The sequence below is a fragment of the Pseudarthrobacter phenanthrenivorans Sphe3 genome (assembly GCF_000189535.1).
In the GTDB taxonomy this organism is placed as follows: domain Bacteria; phylum Actinomycetota; class Actinomycetes; order Actinomycetales; family Micrococcaceae; genus Arthrobacter; species Arthrobacter phenanthrenivorans.
Map to the genome: position 1 here is coordinate 2,000,510 of NC_015145.1, position 18,454 is coordinate 2,018,963.

The 18,454-nt window shown below is 66.1% G+C and carries 16 protein-coding genes; 6 read left to right on the top strand and 10 right to left on the bottom strand.

The genetic code is table 11. The features are described from left to right. Positions 1 to 15: 15 nt before the first annotated feature. The 3 genes from ASPHE3_RS09185 to glgC are packed head-to-tail and all read right to left on the bottom strand — an operon-like array spanning position 16 to position 3,415. Positions 16 to 483 (bottom strand): pyridoxamine 5'-phosphate oxidase family protein, encoded by a 468-nt coding sequence (locus ASPHE3_RS09185; protein ID WP_041652059.1) that lies wholly within the window; start codon positions 481 to 483, stop codon positions 16 to 18. A 15-nt stretch (positions 484 to 498) separates the two neighbouring features. Beyond that, entirely contained in the window at positions 499 to 1,950 is a 1,452-nt protein-coding gene (locus ASPHE3_RS09190; RefSeq protein WP_013600948.1) for an SDR family NAD(P)-dependent oxidoreductase, read from the bottom strand. A 55-nt stretch (positions 1,951 to 2,005) separates the two neighbouring features. Next, the gene (gene glgC, locus ASPHE3_RS09195; RefSeq protein WP_013600949.1) at positions 2,006 to 3,415 is read right to left on the bottom strand and encodes a glucose-1-phosphate adenylyltransferase; all 1,410 of its coding nucleotides are present in this window, start codon (positions 3,413 to 3,415) and stop codon (positions 2,006 to 2,008) included. A gap of 102 nt (positions 3,416 to 3,517) precedes the next feature. Here glgC and glgA point away from each other — a divergent pair, with 102 nt between their 5' ends. Beyond that, positions 3,518 to 4,723 (top strand): glycogen synthase, encoded by a 1,206-nt coding sequence (gene glgA, locus ASPHE3_RS09200; protein WP_041652060.1) that lies wholly within the window; start codon positions 3,518 to 3,520, stop codon positions 4,721 to 4,723. 79 nt (positions 4,724 to 4,802) lie between these two features. Here glgA and ASPHE3_RS09205 read toward each other — a convergent pair whose 3' ends face one another. Next, positions 4,803 to 6,908, bottom strand: coding sequence for an acyl-CoA dehydrogenase family protein (locus ASPHE3_RS09205; RefSeq protein WP_013600951.1), 2,106 nt, complete (start codon positions 6,906 to 6,908; stop codon positions 4,803 to 4,805). A 102-nt stretch (positions 6,909 to 7,010) separates the two neighbouring features. Next, entirely contained in the window at positions 7,011 to 7,715 is a 705-nt protein-coding gene (locus ASPHE3_RS09210) for a TetR/AcrR family transcriptional regulator (protein WP_375153923.1), read from the bottom strand. Between the two features lie 61 nt (positions 7,716 to 7,776). Here ASPHE3_RS09210 and ASPHE3_RS09215 point away from each other — a divergent pair, with 61 nt between their 5' ends. From ASPHE3_RS09215 to ASPHE3_RS09225, 3 genes are read left to right on the top strand one after another with little or no spacing between them, the layout of a single operon-like run. Then, a complete protein-coding gene (locus ASPHE3_RS09215) occupies positions 7,777 to 9,099 on the top strand; it encodes an acetyl-CoA C-acetyltransferase (protein WP_013600953.1) in 1,323 nt (440 codons plus the stop codon). 8 nt (positions 9,100 to 9,107) lie between these two features. Continuing rightward, a complete protein-coding gene (locus ASPHE3_RS09220; RefSeq protein WP_013600954.1) occupies positions 9,108 to 10,448 on the top strand; it encodes a 3-oxoacyl-ACP reductase in 1,341 nt (446 codons plus the stop codon). Beyond that, positions 10,445 to 11,356, top strand: a complete 912-nt coding sequence (locus ASPHE3_RS09225; protein ID WP_013600955.1) for a MaoC/PaaZ C-terminal domain-containing protein — start codon at positions 10,445 to 10,447, stop codon at positions 11,354 to 11,356. Before ASPHE3_RS09220 ends, ASPHE3_RS09225 begins: the two co-directional genes overlap by 4 nt. Positions 11,357 to 11,397: 41 nt before the next feature. On the opposite strand, the gene ASPHE3_RS09230 is transcribed toward ASPHE3_RS09225, so the two are convergent. The 5 genes from ASPHE3_RS09230 to ASPHE3_RS09250 form a co-directional block, all read right to left on the bottom strand. Then, positions 11,398 to 12,450, bottom strand: a complete 1,053-nt coding sequence (locus tag ASPHE3_RS09230; protein ID WP_013600956.1) for an FUSC family protein — start codon at positions 12,448 to 12,450, stop codon at positions 11,398 to 11,400. Between the two features lie 147 nt (positions 12,451 to 12,597). Next, the gene (locus ASPHE3_RS09235) at positions 12,598 to 13,707 is read right to left on the bottom strand and encodes an EstA family serine hydrolase (RefSeq protein WP_013600957.1); all 1,110 of its coding nucleotides are present in this window, start codon (positions 13,705 to 13,707) and stop codon (positions 12,598 to 12,600) included. A 35-nt stretch (positions 13,708 to 13,742) separates the two neighbouring features. After that, positions 13,743 to 14,858 carry a glutathione S-transferase family protein gene (locus ASPHE3_RS09240; protein ID WP_013600958.1) on the bottom strand — a complete coding sequence of 372 codons (1,116 nt, stop codon included), beginning with the start codon at positions 14,856 to 14,858 and terminating at the stop codon, positions 13,743 to 13,745. A gap of 9 nt (positions 14,859 to 14,867) precedes the next feature. Continuing rightward, on the bottom strand, positions 14,868 to 15,608 hold the full coding sequence (locus ASPHE3_RS09245; protein WP_013600959.1) for a M50 family metallopeptidase: 741 nt from the start codon (positions 15,606 to 15,608) through the stop codon (positions 14,868 to 14,870). A gap of 156 nt (positions 15,609 to 15,764) precedes the next feature. After that, complete coding sequence (locus ASPHE3_RS09250; protein ID WP_009358564.1) at positions 15,765 to 16,067, bottom strand: DUF4193 domain-containing protein; 303 nt, start codon at positions 16,065 to 16,067, stop codon at positions 15,765 to 15,767. 207 nt (positions 16,068 to 16,274) lie between these two features. Here ASPHE3_RS09250 and ASPHE3_RS09255 point away from each other — a divergent pair, with 207 nt between their 5' ends. Next, a complete protein-coding gene (locus ASPHE3_RS09255; RefSeq protein ID WP_041652744.1) occupies positions 16,275 to 17,423 on the top strand; it encodes a glycosyltransferase family 9 protein in 1,149 nt (382 codons plus the stop codon). After that, positions 17,420 to 18,391: a glycosyltransferase family 9 protein gene (locus ASPHE3_RS09260; RefSeq protein WP_013600961.1), complete on the top strand. Its 972-nt coding sequence runs from the start codon at positions 17,420 to 17,422 to the stop codon at positions 18,389 to 18,391. The genes ASPHE3_RS09255 and ASPHE3_RS09260 overlap by 4 nt, the downstream gene beginning before the upstream one ends. Positions 18,392 to 18,454 lie beyond the last annotated feature (63 nt).

Below are 18,454 nucleotides of genomic sequence, written 5' to 3' on the forward strand. Positions count from 1 at the left end.
CAGGCCGGCCGGTTGCTACTCCTGGGACGTCGTGACGGCGCCGCTGAGCTGGGTCCACCAGGTCAGCGGCTCCGTGACCTTAAAGCGGCGGCCGGTGACGCTGTCCGGCGTGATGCGGACGAACACGTCCTTCCTTCCGGCCTGCCAGGGAAACAGGTAGAGCTGGGTGGTGTCCAGGACCTGTTCCGTGCCGGTGACGACGGCGGCCGTACCTTTAACGACGACGCTCCAGGCCAGTCCGGTGTCCGGGTCCACACCGTCGGCTTCCACCGCCACCGCGGCATCTTCTGACGCGCCGGAAAGTTTGGTTCCTTCGCTGGTGCGGAACACCAGGGTTCCCCTGTCCACCGTGTAGTTGATGGGGAAGATGTCCGGCCGCCCGCCCGCGGTGATGGCCAGGCGGCCGACGGAGACAGTCCGGAGCATTGCCCAGCACTCGTGGTGTTCGAGGTTCTGCACTTCAGATGATGGTTCGGCGCTCATGCCGCGAGCTTACCCTCACCAGGGGCTGGGTTTGTAGTCCTTGAGGAACACGCCGTACTGGTCCTCGCCGCTCTCGCCCATCACGATGGGATCGTAGACCCGGGCGGCCCCGTCCACCAGGTCCAAGGGGGCGTGGAATCCTTCCTCCATCAGCCGGACCTTGGTGAAATGCGGCCGTTCGTCCGTGATCCAGCCGGTGTCCACCGCCGTCATCAGGATGCCGTCGCTGTCCAGCATCTCCTGCGCGCTGGTCCTGGTCATCATGTTCAGCGCAGCTTTGGCCATGTTCGTGTGGGGGTGGCCCGGACCCTTGTAGGCACGGGAAAACTGCCCCTCCATGGCGGAGACGTTCACGATGTACTTGCGGCGGGCGGTGGAGCGCTTCATGGCGGCCCGGAGCCGGCTGACCAGCAGGAACGGCGCCGTGACATTGCAGAGCTGGACTTCAAGCATCTCCAGCGGGTCCACCTCGTCCACCACCTGGGTCCAGCTGTTGATGGTGGCCAGATCCGGGACCAGCCCGCCGGCGTCGATGGCCGTGCCGGAGGCGATGCGCTCCAGGGATGCCGATCCTGTGGACAGGGCAAGCGACGTGATGGCGTCTCCGGCGAGGACAGGATGCTCGGTGACGCTGCTGGCCAGGGCCAGGGGGTGCTTGTCGTGGGCATGGCCGAAGGTCACCAGCTCGGGCCCGCCGTTGGCCCGTTCCAGGGCGGCCGGCAGCGGCTCGTCCTCAGCGTCCACCAGCGGCTTGTAGGCGTTGCCGGAACGGCGGACGGTCTGCGCGGCATTGTTGATGATGATGTCCAGCGGGCCGGCTTCGTTGAGCGAATCCGTCAGGGCCATGACCTGGGCGGGATCGCGGAGGTCGATGCCCACGATCCGGAGCCGGTGGAGCCATTCAGCGCTGTCCTCCATCGCCGCGAACCGGCGGGCCGCATCCTTGGGGAACCGGGTGGTGATGGTGGTGTGCGCGCCGTCGCGGAGGAGCCGCAACGCAATGTACATCCCGATTTTGGCCCGGCCGCCGGTCAGGAGGGCGCGCCTGCCCGTGAGGTCGGTGCGTGCATCGCGCTTGCTGTGGCTGAAGGCGGCGCACTCCGGGCACAGCTGGTGGTAGAAGGCGTCCACCTGCGTGTAGTGCTGCTTGCAGATATAGCAGGGCCGCGAGCGGATAAGGTGGCCTGCAACCTTGCCGGTGGCGGACGGCGCGAGCTTGTTGCCGCGGGTTTCGTCGTCGATCCGGTCCGGCGCCGCAGTGGCCGTCTGGGCCAGCACGGCACGGTCTGCCTCGGAGATGAGGTCCCGCTTGGTAACCCTGCGGTGCCGCTTGACGGCCTTGAACATCTTCCCGGTGGCACGGCGCACGGAAACGTAGTCCGGGTGCTCCTCGTCATATGCATGAATGGTGTTCAGGACCTTGAGGCAGGCCTGGATTTCCTCAGGGGTCAGATCGGGGGAGCTCACCAGCCCAATTTTACAGGCTGGTGCTGCCCCTTTAATCCCGGCCGGGTATTACCCGCTAGGAGATCCGCGCCCCGGTGCCTGAGTCCGCAGCTGCGGCGGCATGGGTTTCGGCCACCTTGTCCACTGACTCCTGCAGCTCCGGGTACTGCTCCGCCGCAGCCTTGACGGCGTTCGGAACCAGGTGGAGGTTGCGGGCAGCGAGCTGGCGTTCCTCGTCGCCGGGCTCCGGGACGGCCTGTCCCTTGGCAAGCACGGTGATGCCCGAGTCGGTTACCTTGAATCCGCGGGCGCGGTCCAGGTCGGCGTCCAGGCCGATTGCGGCGCCTGCCGGTACCTTGACGTTCTTGTCGATAATGGCCCGGTTGATCACGGCACCTTCGCCCACCTGCACCTTGTCCATCAGGACGGAGTCGATGACCCGGCTGCTGGTGGCAACATAGACGTCGTTGGACAGGACGGAGCCTTCCACGATGCCGCCGGAAATCACCACGCCGTTCGAGACGATCGAGTCCAGGGCGGTGCCAACCGTGTTGTTCTTGCCGCGGACGAACTTGGCCGGCGGGGAGATGCTCTGCCGGGTGTAGATGGGCCACTCGGAGTTGTACAGGTTGAAGACCGGCAGCGGGGAGATCAGGTCCATGTGGGCGTCGTAGAAGGAGTCAATGGTTCCCACGTCCCGCCAGTAGGTGCGGTCCCGTTCCGTGGAGCCGGGAATCTCGTTCAGCGTGAAGTCGTACACGCCGGCCTCACCCTGGTTGACGAAGTAGGGGATGATGTCCCCGCCCATGTCGTGCTTGGTGTCCAGGCGCTCGGCGTCCACGTGGAGCGCGGCCACCAGGGCGTCGGCGTCAAAGACGTAGTTACCCATGGAGGCGAGGAACTGGGAGGGGTCGGCTGCCAGGCCGGGGGTGGTGGCAGGCTTTTCCACGAAAGCGGCGATCTTCTGCGGATCGTCCTGGTCCACTTCAATGACGCCGAACTGGTTGGCCATGTGGAGTGGCTGGCGGACGGCAGCCACCGTGGCCTTGGCGCCGCTGTTGACGTGCTGCTCCACCATCTGGGCAAAGTCCATCCGGTACACGTGGTCCGCACCGACCACCACCACGATGTCCGGATTGGCGTCATGGATCAGGTTCAGGGACTGGTAAATGGCGTTGGCGCTGCCCAGGAACCAGCTCTTGCCCACACGCTGCTGCGCGGGTACGGAAGCTACGTAGTTACCCAACTGGGTGGACATGCGCCAGGTCTCCGAGATGTGGCGGTCCAGGCTGTGTGACTTGTATTGGGTCAGCACCACGATCTGCAGGTAGCGCGAATTCACCAGGTTGGACAGCGCGAAGTCGATGAGGCGGTAGCTCCCGGCGAAGGGCACAGCAGGTTTGGCCCGGTCTGCCGTCAGTGGCATCAGCCTGTTTCCCTCGCCGCCTGCAAGGACAATGGCCAGGACTTTTTTGTTCAACGGCATAATGGTCGCTCCTGTACGCCTTCGTAACTCCCCAAGACAGTCCGGCATGCCCGGACTCCTTCACACTAGAACAGTTATGCGTGAAGGACTACCTTGGGTCTTGTGCGAATAGACATTGTGACTAAAGAGTTTCCGCCCGAGATCTACGGTGGCGCCGGAGTCCACGTAGCCGAATTGAGCAGGGTGCTTAGTAAGCACGTTGACCTGCAGGTTCGTGCTTTTGGGGCTCCGCGGGACACCGACTATCATGGCGCCACCGTAACGTCCTACCAGGTGCCGGAGGACCTGGGCGGGGCGAACCCGGCGGTTCAGACCCTTGGCGTGGACCTGCGCATTGTCCCGGACGTGCAAGGTGCGGACCTGGTCCATTCGCACACCTGGTACGCCAATATGGCAGGGCATCTTGCCTCGCTGCTGCACGGCATCCCGCATGTACTGAGCGCGCACAGCCTTGAACCGCTGCGCCCCTGGAAGGCTGAACAGCTCGGCGGCGGGTACGCCCTCTCGTCCTGGGTGGAGAAAACCGCGTATGAGGCTGCGGCAGCCATCATTGCTGTCTCGGAGGGCATGCGCCAGGACATCCTGCGCAGCTACCCGGACGTCGATCCGGAAAAGGTCCGGGTGGTCCACAACGGCATCGACGTCGAGCTGTGGCAACGTGACGAGAATGACGACGCCGTCCGCGCCCTGGGCATCGACCCGGCCAAGCCCAGCGTGGTTTTTGTGGGCAGGAACACGCGACAGAAGGGCGTTCCCTACCTCCTGCGGGCTGCGGCGAAGCTGCCCGCCGACGTCCAGCTGGTCCTTTGCCTGGGAGCGGCGGACACTCCCGAGCTGGCCGCGGAAACGGCCCGCCTCATTGAGGACCTGCAGAGCCAGCGCACGGGCGTGGTGCTGATCGAGCGCATGCTGCCGCGCAACGAGCTCATCCAGGTGCTCAGCCACGCCACCGCCTTTGCCTGCCCCTCCATCTACGAACCGCTCGGCATCGTGAACCTCGAAGCGATGGCGTGCGGCGCTGCGGTGGTGGCCAGCGCGACCGGCGGCATCCCGGAGGTGGTGGAGCACGGCCAGACCGGCCTCCTTGTGGAGCTTGAACAGGTGACCGACGGTACCGGTACGCCCCTGGACCCGGAAAAGTTCGTCACCGAGTTCGCGGCAGCCCTCACCGAAGTGGTGACGGACCCGGAGCGGGCCCGCGCCATGGGGAAGGCCGGCCGGTTGCGGGCGGAGCAGCATTTCTCCTGGGAGTCAATCACCGAAACCACCCTCGAGGTGTACCGCTCGGTGTTGCCGGCATCCAGCTGACTGTTCCTGACGCTCGTACGACGGCGCCGCTTCCCTCGTGAGGGGAGCGGCGCCGTCGTCGTTCAGGCAGCCGGGGACGTCAGTTGCGCTTGCCCGGGACAGTCCTGGCCAGCAGGAATTTCTCGTCCACCGGGGCTCCGCCGCTGGCGCGCTGGCTGCGAAAGTAGGCACGCGCCTCGTCCTGCCGCTGCTTCTCCGCGCCGGTTGCGATCGCGGCCCGCACATGGTCCCCGCTGTAGCCGAAGGCGTCCACGAGGTCCAGCGCGTGCGGCCGGATCTTCACCAGCAGCCTGTTGATGTACTCGCCCACGGTGCGGCCCCGCTGCATGGAAAGGCGGCCGTTCATGAGGTACCAGGAGAGGTTCTTCTCGATCAGGGACAGGCCGAAAAGATCGCGGAGCCACGTCAGGACTATCCGGGTGCCGCTGTCCTCCACCTCTCGCAGCGCGTCCGTGAATGCCTCCCACTGGAGCAGCTCGGCGTGCGCCTGGGCGGCGTCAATGAGTTCGTTCTGGTGCCGGTTGAACAGGGCAGCGCCCTGTTCCTGGGAAAGCCGGTTACTGCCTTTGAGGGCGGCCGCCGCTTCGGCGACCATCGTCTGGACCCTGTCCGTGAGGAGGGCCCGCTGGCCTTCCTCGTCACGCAGTGCGATTGCAGCTTTCTGCACCGAGCCTGTGTCTGCCATGAACTGTGCCACCTGGCGCAGGCCCGTCCGGTGGATCGCGGCCCCGGTTGCCTGGCCCACCACGTAACGGGCCAACACGCCGAAGTCCACGTTCCGGAACTCCTTGGCGTAGTCGGCCAGGAGACGCTTGGCCACCAGCTGCAGCAGCACGGTGTTGTCGCCCTCGAACGTCGCGTAGACGTCAAGGTCCGCCCGCAGCGATGCAAACCTGTTTTCGATCAGGAAGCCGGCGCCGCCGCAGGCCTCACGGCACTCCTGCAGTGTGTCCAGCGCATGCCACGTGCTGAGGGCTTTGAGGGCGGCGGCAAGGGTCTCCAAGTCCTGGCGGTCGGCGTCGGTGTCGTGGGCGCCGGAAAAGACGTCGTCGAACTTTTGCAGCAGCTGCTCATGGGCGAAGCCGGCGGCGTAGGTGGTGGCCAGCCGGGTGAAGAGGCGGCGCTGGTGCCGCTGGTAGTCGAGCAGGACTTCCTCGTCTGTATGGGAGGACGCGTTGAACTGGCGGCGCTCGGTGGCGTAGCGGACGGCAGCCTGCAGGGCCACTTTCGATGCTGCCACGGCGGCGCCGTCCAGCGACACCCGGCCCTGGACCAGAGTCCCCAGCATGGTGAAGAACCGGCGGCCGGGGCTGGCGATGGGGGAGGTGTACGTACCGTCCGGGGCCACGTCGCCGTAACGGTTCAGGAGATTCGTCCTGGGGATCCGGACGTTGGTGAAGTGCAGCCGGCCGTTGTCGATGCCGTTCAGTCCGCCCTTGGCGCCGTCGTCCTCGCCCCCGATGCCCGGCAGGAACTCCTTGGTTTCCGGATCGCGCAGGTCCACATAGAAGGCGTGGACGCCATGCTTGACGCCCCGCGTGATGAGCTGGGCGAACACCACGGCTCCCAGGCCGTCAATCGCGGCGTTTCCGATGTAGTCCTTCCAGGCGGCCCGGAAGGGGGTGTGCACTACGAACTCCTCAGTGGATAGATCGTAGGTGGCCGTCGTCGCGATGCTGGCCACGTCCGAGCCGTGTCCCGTTTCGGTCATGGCGAAGCAGCCCGGGATGTCCAGGTTCATGATGCCCGGCAACCATTTCGCGTGGTGTTTGGCGGTGCCAAGGTGCATGACGGCGGAGCCGAAAAGCCCCCACTGTACGCCGGCTTTGATCTGCAGAGAGGGGTCGGCCACCACAAGTTCCTCGAAGCCGGCGATGTTGCCGCCGTGGTCATCCGAACCGCCCAGGGCGGTGGGGAAAGCGCGGTGCACCGCTTCGTTCTCCACGAGGTATTTGAGCTGGCCAAAAACCCTGGTCCGGTGCTCGGTGTGCGTCAGGCCCTCGATCTTATGCAGCTCGGGGCGGGCAGCAAGGTCCCGGGCCTGGACCCGGACCGCAGCCCACTTGCCCAGCAGCTGCCGGCCAAGCGCTTCGACATCCACAACGGGTTGGGTTGTCGCGGGTACGGTGCTGGATGCTGCGGGTCGCTGCCCTTTGCCTGCGGGGCGGTCCACTACTTCAGTCATGTCAATGTCCTTCGTTGGTTCTGACAGGTGCCTGTGGTTTCTTGAGATGCTGTTGGTTCTTGCGGTGTTGGCCTGGGTGTTGCGCTCTGTCCGGGCCAACCGTCAGGTCCGCGCAGCCGCGGAAAGCTCGGGGGCGATGCCCACGCACAGCCACGCCGTGATTTGCCGTGCCATGGCCTCCTGGTCCGGCTTCGATGGGGAATCCGGGGTTCCCAGCCACTGTTCTCCTGCGTTCCGTACCAGTCCGATAGCGGCTTTGGGCCAGTACCCGATAACGGCCTCCCGGCCGTCACCCAGATGGGACCGCATGGGGGTGGCGATCATTTCCGCCACCGCGTCAAAGAAGTGTCCCAGCGCTCCCGAGACCGAGCCGGACGCCGGAGACCCCTCGGGATCACCACTGCCGTAGCGGGTGACGAACGTGTAGACGTTCGGGCTGGTCTCCGCCATCTGGAGGTAGGCCGAGACCATGGCCAACAGTCCTTCACGCGGAGTATGGGCGCTTTGGGCCGCTTCCTGGATCCGGCGCTGCATCTGGCTGAGGACCACTTCGCCCACTGCCTGCTGCAGCCCGGCCTTATCGCCGAAGTACCGGTAGAACACCGACTTGGAGGTTCCCGCGGCAGCAGCGATCTCCTCCATGGAGGCGTCGCTGCCCAGGCCGTGCACAGCGCGGCGCGCGGACTTGATCAACTCCCGCCGGCGTTCTTCCCTGTGGTTCTGCCAGCGGGAGGAACGGCCGTCCGACGGCGTGCCGGCAGGCACGGGCGCCCCGGGCAGGGCGGGGCTTGGTGGGTGGATGTTCACGATACCCAGCGTATCAGGTACGCTGGGTATCGGTAACCGCACGTGACCCGAGGAGATACCCATGTCCATTGACGGACAGTCCATTCCTGACACCCGCAAGGCAGTCATCGTGGGGGGAAACAGGATTCCCTTCGCCCGCGCCGGCGGAACTTACGCAAAATCCTCGAACCTGGACATGCTGACCGCCGCCCTGGATGGGCTGATCGCGAGGTTCGGGCTGCAGGATGAACGAATCGGGGAAGTAGCGGCGGGCGCAGTACTGAAGCATTCCAGGGATTTCAACCTCACCCGCGAGGCTGTCCTCGGCTCGGCGCTCTCGGCTGAGACGCCCGCCTACGACCTGCAGCAGGCATGCGCCACTGGCCTGGAAACCGTGGTGGGCCTTGCCAACAAGATCAAGCTGGGCCAAATTGATTCAGCGATCGCCGGCGGCGTCGACTCTGCATCGGATGCCCCCATCGTTGTCAGCGAGGGGCTCCGGGAAGTGATCCTGGACCTCAACCGCGCCAAAACCCTTCCCCAGCGCCTGCAGGTGCTGAGCCGGCTCCGCCCCAAGGACCTGGCTCCGCTGGCCCCTGGTACGGCTGAGCCCCGGACAGGACTTTCAATGGGGGAGCACCAGGCCCTGACCACGGCACAGTGGAAGATTACGCGCGAGGCACAGGATGAACTGGCCTACAAGAGCCACCGGAACCTGGCCGCGGCGTACGAATCCGGATTCTTCGACGACCTGGTCACGCCGTACCGGGGACTGGTGCGCGACGGCAACCTCCGTGCGGACACTTCGCCGGAGAAGCTGGCCGGCCTCAAGCCCGTTTTCGGCAGGAACCTCGGTGCGGATGCCACGATGACGGCAGGAAACTCCACCCCGCTGACGGATGGGGCCTCCACGGTACTGCTGGCATCCGAGGATTGGGCGGACGCCCATGACCTGCCCAAGCTCGCCGCCGTGGTGGACGCGGAAGCGGCCGCCGTGGACTTTGTCCACGGCAAGGACGGCCTGCTGATGGCTCCCGTCTTCGCCGTGCCCCGGCTGTTGGCCCGGCAGGGGCTCACCCTCGCCGACATCGACTTCTTTGAGATCCATGAGGCCTTTGCGGCCACGGTCCTCAGCACCCTGGCCGCCTGGGAAGATGAGGAATTTGGGAAGAGCCGGCTCGGCCTGGATGGCGCGTTTGGCAGCATCGACCGGTCCCGGCTGAACGTTAATGGCTCATCGCTGGCGGCTGGCCATCCCTTCGCCGCGACCGGCGGACGGATCGTAGCTTCGCTGGCCAAGCAACTGCATGCCAAGGCCCGGAGTGAAGGGCGCCCCGTACGCGGCCTGGTGTCGGTGTGTGCAGCAGGCGGCCAAGGCGTCGTCGCTATTCTCGAATCACTGTAGGGGGACCGATGACGGATAAATACACCCAACTTGTCAGCCAGGGCCCGGGCAGGACCGTGGCCAGGAAGCTTGGCCTGCCCCAGCCGGCCCTCCTCCGCCGCTACCAGCCGGGACAGCCGTTGATCACGGGCCCCATCCTGGTCCAGGGAAGCACTTTGGGGGCGGACGGCCTGGCAAAAGAGCTGCTCTCCTGGGACCTTGATGTCAGGAGGCATGCCGTGCCGCGTGAAAAGCTGGGCGCGGTCATCCTGGTGCTTGATGAAGTGGCCCGACCGGAAGACCTGGAAAAGCCCGTGCTGTCCGCAGCAGCATCGCTGCGCGACCTTTCCCCGGGCGGCCGGGTCATCACCATCTCCCGGCCGGCGTCGGAGGCAAGCAGCCCGGCCGCGGCCGCTGCCCGCCAGGGCGTGGACGGATTCCTGCGGTCGCTGGCCAAGGAACTGCGGGCCGGCGCCACGGGCAACGGCATCGTCCTGCGTGACGGGGTGGAGGTCACGAGTCCAAGCTCGGTGGCAGCCCTGCAGTTCTTCCTGTCCGGCCGGTCCGCATTTGTGGACGGGCAGTTCCTCACCGTCTCCACCACCGCCGGGGACCGTTCCGTGGACATTGAAAAGCCCCTGGCAGGAAAGATTGCCGTGGTGACCGGAGCAGCCCGCGGCATAGGCGCAGCAATTGCCCGGACACTGCACCGCGACGGGGCTACCCTCATCCTGGTCGACGTCCCCGCTGCGGGAGACCAGCTGGCCGCCGTGGCCAATGAGGTCCGGGGGACGGCCCTGCAGCTGGACATCAGCAGGGACGATGCCGGCCAACGGATCATTGAGCACGCCGCCCAGCGCCACGGGCGGCTGGACATCATGGTCCACAATGCCGGAATCACCCGGGACAAGCTTCTGGCCAACATGGACCAGGCACGGTGGAATTCCGTCATCGGCATCAATATCGCAGCACAGCTTCGCATCAACGAAACCCTGCTTGCCTCGGAACACTTCCGGCAATCACCGCGGATCGTTTCAGTCGCGTCCACCAGCGGCATCGCCGGCAACAGGGGGCAGACGAATTACGCGGCATCGAAAGCAGGGGTCATGGGCATGATCCGGGCCACCGCTCCGCTCCTGGCCGCGCAGGGCGGAAGCATCAACGCTGTGGCGCCCGGGTTCATCGAAACCGAGATGACGGCGCGCATTCCCTTTGCCATTCGCGAGGTGGGGCGGCGCCTGAACTCGCTTCAGCAGGGCGGGCTGCCCTCGGACGTAGCGGAGGCCATTTCATTCCTGGCAAGTGACGCGGCCGGGGGAATCAATGGGGAAGTGCTGCGGGTCTGCGGACAGAACATGGTGGGGGCATGACCTCCACCCAGCCAGTGATCCTGGGCGAGATGCCGTCGCTGTCCAAGCTGTACGTAAATGCCGCGGCCCAGGCGGCACGCCGGAGGCTGTTGGGCAACCATGACGGGTCAACCCTTCCGGCGGAGAGCCACGAAGTACGCGGTGTCACGGTGGACGTTGCCACCCTCACCGCCTACCAGCACCTCATTGGGGAAACCGCCAGCGACGTGCTGCCCGCTGGATTCATCCACGCGCTCGCCTTCCCGCTGGCCATGAGCGTGATGAACAGGGACGATTTTCCGCTGCCCCTGCTCGGAATGATCCACCTCCGCAACAAAGTGCAGCAGCATGCCCCCCTGCTCTTCTCGGACACTTTGGACGTGGCCGCCCACGTGGAGAACCTGCGTGGGCACAGGGCGGGAACACAGGTGGACGTCGTCGCCGCGGTCCGCCGCAGCGGCACCTCGGAACTCTGCTGGCTGGGAGTTTCCACTTACCTTGCCAAGGGAGTTTTCCTGCCGGGAATCGACAAGCCGTCACCCGTCCCGGCACGTCCCGATTTCGAGGCTCCGGACCCCACAGCTGTCTGGCAGCTTGGCGTCGACACGGGGCGCGCCTATGCGGCTGTATCGGGTGACTTCAATCCCATCCACCTCAGCGTTCTCTCCGCCAAGGCACTGGGCATGCGCCGTTCCATTGCCCACGGCATGTACCTTGCGGCCAGGGCGCTCGCCGACGTGGGTCCGTCCCGTGGTGACGCCTTTGCCTGGGAGGTTGATTTTGACGCTCCGGTCTTTCTCCCCAGCCGGGTGGCGCTGGAGATCAGCACCGTGGAGGGCAGCGAAGGGTCCTGGGGCCGGTCCGATTTCGTCGCGTGGAATCCGCGCTCCGGGCGCCGCCACTTCAGCGGTTCTGTCTGCCCGCTCTAACCAACCGCCGGGTAGCCTGTTCAGCATCCCTGGCGGGCTGTTCAGGATGCCGGGCGGAGGGCGCGCAGGATCCTGTGGAGGCTCAGGAGCACCGATTCGGATGCGGGCACCATGCCCTGCCCGGCCTGCCTGTCGGCGGTGGCGGCCATGAGGGCTTCCAGCGTCCCTTCGGCAGCCCGGAACCGTTCCGCCTGGGTCTCGCCATCGTCCTCGCTGAAGGAGCGCATAAGGTCACCGGTTGCGATCAGCGTGTCCGCAAGCGGGCCGTTGTCCTCCAGCGGCACGGTGTACGGCGCATCGTCGTCCCAGATCACGTCCGAAAGAACATCGGTGATGTCCTGGATGTGGAAGGTCACGCGCTCCAGCTCGCGCAGGTCGCGGTAGTCACGGTCGAGGTCGTGCGGATGCAGTTTGCGCCGGGGATTCGCCCGCCGGCTCGCGTCCGCCTCCTTGACCAGGTGGCGGACCGAACGCGCCGCTGCCGCCAGTTCGTCTGAGCGGCGGGACCAGTCCTCGTGTTTGGGCGGCCAGTCCTCCTTGAGGGCCACCCCCATGTCAGTGAGCTGCCTGCCGAGGGCAAGCCGCAGTTCGTCGAGGCTTGCAGCCGCCGCGCTGAGGTGAAGCGGCGGGAAAACCAGGAAGTTGACTGCGATTCCCACTGCTACCCCCACCCCCATCTGCAGCAGGTAGCCGAAGGAGAAGTCGTCAGGATTGCTGCCGCCCACCAGCAGGACCAGCAGGGCCGCCGTCGGAATCCAGTCACTGCCTGAACCCACCCCCGGAAGTCCGCCGAGCAGGACGCCGATCCCCATGATGAGGGCCACGGCAAGCGGTGACGGATCGGTGATATTGACCAGCACGAAGGCCAGTCCGATTCCCATGGCCAGCCCCGCAAGGGCCTGCATGCCTTGCCGGACCGAGCCGGCCACGTTGTGGTACATCACAACCAGCGCACCCAGCGGGGCGTAGTAGGGATAGTTGGCTGCTGCTCCCGGCATCAGCGGGGCAATGAAAAATGCCAGCCCGGCTGCCAGTGCCGCTTTGGCCGCCAGCTGCAGCCGCTGCGCTGCAAAAGCCGCTGACAGCCCTGACACTGCGTGTTTGAGTAAAAGGGTCCCCCTGGCCCACCGGACATCCGGACGTGCTTGAGACTTGACCATCCGCTTCACACTAGTGCGCTCCGGCATCCGCGGCCAAAGCTACTGGTCAGAGCGCCGGGGGAAGCACCTGGTCAGCGCATCTCAGGACAAAGCCGCGGCCGAACGGCGCACTTCGGCAGCGAGGCGGTGGGCCCGTCCAGGAGTCCTGCCGTCCTCCTGCCGACGCGGAATGTATCCGAAACCCAGGCCGTACGCCGGGTCTGCGAAGCCAAGCGCAGCGTTGGCGCCCTCGTGCCCGAAGGCGCGGTGGCTGCCGAAATTCCGCGAAGGGTGCGGCTTCATGAAAACGACGGCGAAGGCATTGTCCAGCCCGGAGGACCGGTCCAGCCCCCACACCTGTTCCCGGGACATCTGCCCGACAGTCGCGGGCGTGAGGAAAGCCTTCCCTCCCTCGGCCCCGGTGGTGGCAGCCGCATAGAGGCGTGCCAGGCCCTCCGCTGTTCCAACGCCGCCTGCGGCGGACATCCCCGCGGACCGTACGGCGCGGATGTTGGGAAGCTCCATGATGGTGCTCACCGGTGCATTGCTGTTCAATCCCTCCAGGCTGAGCGGATCGAGCCAGGGCTGCTCCAGGTCGGGGGAGTACTGCACGTCCCGGAAGCGGTGCTCCTGCCCTTCGGGCAGTCCCAGGTAGAAGTCGATGGCGAACGGAGCCCGAATCCGCCGCACGTAGATCTCCTGCAGGGTTTGACCGGCTGTCCGGCGGCACAACTCCTCCATGATGACGCCGATGGTCAGGGCGTGGTAGCCGAACTGCCGGCCAGGCTGCCAGGCTGGAGCCGCAGCGGCGAGCCGGGCTGCGGCAGCCGGCGTGGTGAACTCGTCGAGACCGAACCCGCCTTCGATTCCCAGGAGTCCGGCCTGGTGGGACAAGGCCTCGCGGACCAGGAGCCGGTCCTTCCCGTGGACACCGAATTCCGGCCAGTAGTGGGCTACGGTCCGGTCCAGGTCAAGCAGGCCGTCCTGCACCAGGAGTCCGATGACCATGGCCGCGACGCCCTTGGAGCAGGAGTACGCACCCGTCACGGTGTCCGCGGACATGTCCGGCCCACCCGTGAGGGCCACCACCGGCGACCCGTCTTTATATGCGGAAAGTTGCGCGCTGTAGCGGGGATCCTCAAGCAGGAATGATTCGAACAGGTCCCGTACGCTGCCGTATCCGGGCGCTGTGAAGCCCTCAGGTTTATGCATGCGGCAAGTCTAGCCGGAAAGCGTTTACTGCCCACTTAGACTTGGGCTGGTTGCGCACCATGGCCGGGCGCTACTTCTTCCCCTTCCTTGACCGGCCCAGGCGGCGTCCCATCCCCGAAGGGGCGTCCGCCCAGGGACTCCCGGCCATGCGGCTCGAGCCACCCGCCCAGGTCCGGGCCTGCAGGAACAATTCCCGTGGGATTGATGTCCTCATGGACGATGTAATAGTGCTGCTTGATCTGCACAAAATCGATCGTGTCGCCGAAGCCGGGGGTCTGGAAGAGGTCCCGCGCGTAGCCCCACAGGGCAGGCATCTCTGCGAGTTTTTGCCGGTTGCACTTGAAATGCCCGTGGTACACCGCATCAAAACGTGCAAGCGTGGTGAACAGCCGGACATCAGCTTCCGTAATGGTGTCACCCACCAGGAACCGCTGCCCGGAGAGCCGGTCCTCCAGCCAATCCAAGGCCGCCCACAAGCGTGCATACGCTGCGTCATAAGCTTCCTGGGAGCCGGCGAAGCCGCAGCGGTAGACCCCGTTGTTGACTTCCGTGAACACGCGCTTGTTGACCTGGTCGATCTCCTCCCGCAGATGCGCCGGGTAGAGGTCCGGTGCCCCCGGGCGGTGGAAGTCTGTCCATTCCGTTGAAAAGTCCAGCGTGATCTGGGGGTAGTTGTTGGTGACCACCGCTCCGCTGGCTACGTCAACCAGCGCCGGCACGGTGATGCCGCGGGGATAGCCGGGGAAGCGCTTGAAGTAGGCCTCCTGCAGGCGTTCGATACCGAGGACGGGGTCCACGCCACCTGGGTCCAGGTCAAAGGTCCAGGACCGTGCGTCATGGGTGGGCCCGGGTTGTCCCAGTGAGATGGCCTCTTCCAGGCCAAGCAACCGGCGGACGATGACCGTCCGGTTCGCCCAGGGGCAGGCACGGGCCGCGATCAGCCGGTAGCGCCCAGCTTCCACCGGCCAGCCCGGTTCCCCGTTGGGGCCCGGCGCGCCGTCCTTCGTAATGCGGTCCTCGATGTAGTTGGTGTCCCGGTTGAATTCCGCTCCGCCTGTTACATAGGCTCCGCGGGTGCTGTGCTCGGCGGCCTTCCCTTGCGTGCTCTGTCCTGGTGAGGCTTGCTGGGTGCTGTCGGTGTCCTGGCTCATGGCACCAGCCTATGCGCCCGCCAGCAGAACAGTTGAGATTGGCTGCCAGGCCCACAGCCAGGAGCCTGCCACCAGGGCAGCGAACAGGAGGATCCACACGCCCGAGGGGACCGCCGTGGCGCGCCACAACAGGTAGGCGTCGGAGCTGGCCAACCGTTCCCGGCGGCGCAGGTGCACATGGGCCAGCTTGATGAGGTCGCGGACGGCAGCCACCAGCAGGGCCAGGCCCAGGATGACGGCCACGTGGCCAAGGAAGGCCTCCGGGACCAGGATGATCAGCAGCAGGGTGCCCGCAATGGCGCCCAGCGTGATGAGGACGCCGGCCAGATTTCGGAGAAACAGCAGCGAGGCGGCCAAGGCGAAGGCGCTTCCGGCGATGGCCGCCGGCCCCCATCCGTTGAACCCACACCACACGTAGGTGGCACCAACGATTGCCGGCACAGGGTATCCCCAGAAGCAGGACCAGGCGGAGGCCAGCCTGCTCCGGCTGTAAGTGGTGGTGGTGCCGGAGTGGTCAAGCCGGAGCCGGATCCCGGACAGCCGTTGACCGCTTGTCAGGGCCGCAACGGCATGACCCATCTCGTGTGTGGCTGTAGCCAGGAGTCCGAAGTATTTCCAGGAACGCCGCGGCACAGACAGGGCGGCGGCAATGAGCAGCGCCAGGATGAGTTCAGTGAATGTCACAGCGGGAGGCTCCGCCCGGCTGAATGCGCCGAGCAGGGTGTTCCAGAGATCACCTGGGGTGTCCATCTGTCCTTCCTGGCTTTGGCAGCGGTCATGGCTGCTTGCGGGCTCAACGGTACTGCTGTGTGGGTGAAGGCTTAAAGCCGTGAGGCACGCCACTGTGGGCGTGCCTCTGGATCAAGCAGGCCGCGGTCACTCCCGCGCCCCGCCCAGGCTCTCTTGCTAGCCTTCGCACTCCGTGCAGTAACTGTGGCCATCTTTCTGGCGTGCAATCTGGGACCGGTGACGGACCAGGAAGCAGGAGTAGCAGGTGAATTCGTCGTCGGCCTGGGGGATGACCTGCACCACGAGCTCTTCGGCGACGAATTCGCCTCCGGGCACGCCGGCGCCGTCAAGCCCGTCGGCCTCATCCAGCTCCAGGACGACGCTGCGTGCGTCGGGAGCATTGGCTGACTGGAGCTGCTCGAGGGAGTTGTCCTGCGATTCCTTGACGTCGGAGCGCAGTTCATCGTAATCGGTTGCCACTTTGGGTGCTTCTCTTTTCTTTGGTTCGCCTGTCGCGTATGAAACGTACAGCATCAACCTGCTATTCCCCAATAGCCGGAGTATATTGACCGTCCCCTGGGTACAGGTTCAAAGGAGGCAGCCGGCGGTTTAGCACCGTACTGTGGCTGGACGGACAGCGGGGACGCGGCAGGACGCGTGCTCTCCGCACGAGGAGAAGGGGTGCAGGTGGAGCAGCTTACGGTTGAGTTTGGTGGTTCCCGGCAGATGGGTACCGGGGTGGGTCCGGTGTTGGAGAAGTTCGATGCTGTCACAAAGATCGTGGTGTTACGTGGGGGAGGCCTGGGCGACCTGATCTTCGCCATCCCCGCCATGGCCGCACTCAAGGCAGCCTATCCTGCCGCGACTTTGACCCTGCTGGGCACTCCCGTGCACCAGGCCCTGCTCGAGGCAACCGAGAGTCCGGTGGACGAGGTGTTCGTCCTGCCTTTCGCGGAGGGCGTCCGCCCCGGCGAGGAAGATGCGGACACTCTGGACCTGTTCTTCGAGGATATGCGGGGACGAAACTTCGATCTCGCCGTACAGCTTCATGGCGGGGGACGGTATTCAAACCCTTTCCTGCTGCGGCTGGGCGCCCGCCACACCGTGGGTACCCGCACCGCGGACGCTGCCAGCCTGGAACGGACGGTTCCCTACCTCTACTATCAGCATGAGCCGCTGAGGGCGCTGGAAGTGGCCGGACTGGCGGGTGCCTTCCCTGTTGATCTTGAGGCCCGCCTGGCACCGGCACAAAAGGCCGCGCCAGGCGCGGCAGTGAAGGCGGACGACGACGGCGCGCAGCCTTTGGTGGTGATCCATCCGGGCGCCACGGATCCTCGCCGTCGTTGGCCGGCGGAGCGGTTCGCTGAACTTGCATCCGCCTGCGCTGCCGACGGTTACCGGGTTGCCGTCGTGGGGGACCAGAGCGAGCGCGGCCTCGCCGCAGAGATCGCGGAAGGGGCGGCGTCGGCGCAAGTCCGGTCCCTCGCAGGAGAACTGGATATGGGCGGCCTGGTGGCCCTCTTGGCCAAGGCGGCCGTGGTGGTGGGCAACGACAGTGGTCCCCGGCATCTCGCGCAGGCCCTCGGTGTTCCCACGGTAGGGATTTTCTGGGCCGGCAACGTCATTAATGCCGGGGCCCTGGGCAGGAGCCTCCACCGTATCCATGCGTCATGGGTAACCGCCTGCCCCACGTGCGGTATCGATGTCACACAGGTCGGCTGGACGGCACCGAGGTGTGCCCATGACGATTCAGTGGTAGCCGGCGTCGCAGTACGGGACGTCCACGAAGACGTCCGCAGCCTGGCCGCCACGGAACGTCGGGCAGGGGCCGCATGAGCGGCGGGGCAGCGCTGGCGGCAGCCGGGCCTGGGGACCAACTGGACGGCAAGCCGGAGCTGTTGGTCCTCCGTGCCCTCAAGCTCGGGGATCTTCTGGTTGCCGTGCCGGCCCTGAAGGCACTCCGCCGGGCGTTTCCCGACCACCGGCTGCGCTATGCGGCGCAGGGATGGCTGTCCGAAGCGCTCGGACTGGTGGGTGGCTATGAGCTGTTCCCCACCCACGGACTGGATGAACCGCTGGCCATGGAAACCGGCGTGGTGGATGTCGCGGTCAACCTGCATGGCAGCGGTCCGGAGAGCCAGGGGCGGATTGAGGCGCTGCAGGCACGGCAGACGATCAGCCACCGCAGCGAATACCGGGACGGTCCGCCGTGGCGGGCCGAGCTGCACGAGCGGGAGCGGTGGGTGCGGCTGCTGGAATGGCATGGGATCGCCGCAGACCCGCTGGACGTGCAGTTGAACGCACCCCATGTTCCCAGCCCCGTTCCCGGCGCCACCGTACTCCATGTTGGCGCCGCTTATGGCAGCCGGCTGTGGCCGGCGGACCGCTTCGCAGCGGTTGCCACCGCATTGGACAGCGCCGGGCACAACGTCGTCTTCACCGGAGGCGCCGGAGAGCGGGACAGGGCCGTGGACGTCTGCGGGCGGGCCGGCCTTCCCAGCGGGGCGGTGCTGGCCGGACGGCTTGGCCTGGGCGAATTTGCCGCCACCATTGCCGCAGCCCGCCTTGTGGTCTCCGCTGATACCGGCGCGGCCCATCTTGCCTCCGCATATGGAACACCGTCGGTGGTGCTGTTCGGACCCGCCCCGCCCGAGATCTGGGGCCCGCCGCCCGGCCCGCACCTTGTCCTCACCAAACCCGAACTTCGGCGGGGCGACACATTTGCGGACCAGCCCGACCCCGCGCTGCTGGCCGTCACGGTGCCCGATGTCCTTGCCGCGGTGCGTGAACTGGGCGTCCTGTAGTGCCCGGGTTGTTTCGGGGAATTCCGTCCCGGGGAATTCTGTCCGGGCCAGGTCCAGCGGCGG

Bases quoted from the DNA above. Each gene is read 5' to 3' on its own strand.
- ASPHE3_RS09185 (WP_041652059.1), bottom strand. From the start codon at position 483: ATGAGCGCCGAACCATCATCTGAAGTGCAGAACCTCGAACACCACGAG.
- ASPHE3_RS09240 (WP_013600958.1), bottom strand. From the start codon at position 14,858: ATGAGCCAGGACACCGACAGCACCCAGCAAGCCTCACCAGGACAGAGC.
- ASPHE3_RS09220 (WP_013600954.1), top strand. From the start codon at position 9,108: ATGACGGATAAATACACCCAACTTGTCAGCCAGGGCCCGGGCAGGACC.
- ASPHE3_RS09205 (WP_013600951.1), bottom strand. From the start codon at position 6,908: ATGACTGAAGTAGTGGACCGCCCCGCAGGCAAAGGGCAGCGACCCGCA.
- ASPHE3_RS09245 (WP_013600959.1), bottom strand. From the start codon at position 15,608: ATGGACACCCCAGGTGATCTCTGGAACACCCTGCTCGGCGCATTCAGC.
- glgC (WP_013600949.1), bottom strand. From the start codon at position 3,415: ATGCCGTTGAACAAAAAAGTCCTGGCCATTGTCCTTGCAGGCGGCGAG.
- ASPHE3_RS09225 (WP_013600955.1), top strand. From the start codon at position 10,445: ATGACCTCCACCCAGCCAGTGATCCTGGGCGAGATGCCGTCGCTGTCC.
- ASPHE3_RS09260 (WP_013600961.1), top strand. From the start codon at position 17,420: ATGAGCGGCGGGGCAGCGCTGGCGGCAGCCGGGCCTGGGGACCAACTG.
- ASPHE3_RS09235 (WP_013600957.1), bottom strand. From the start codon at position 13,707: ATGCATAAACCTGAGGGCTTCACAGCGCCCGGATACGGCAGCGTACGG.
- ASPHE3_RS09215 (WP_013600953.1), top strand. From the start codon at position 7,777: ATGTCCATTGACGGACAGTCCATTCCTGACACCCGCAAGGCAGTCATC.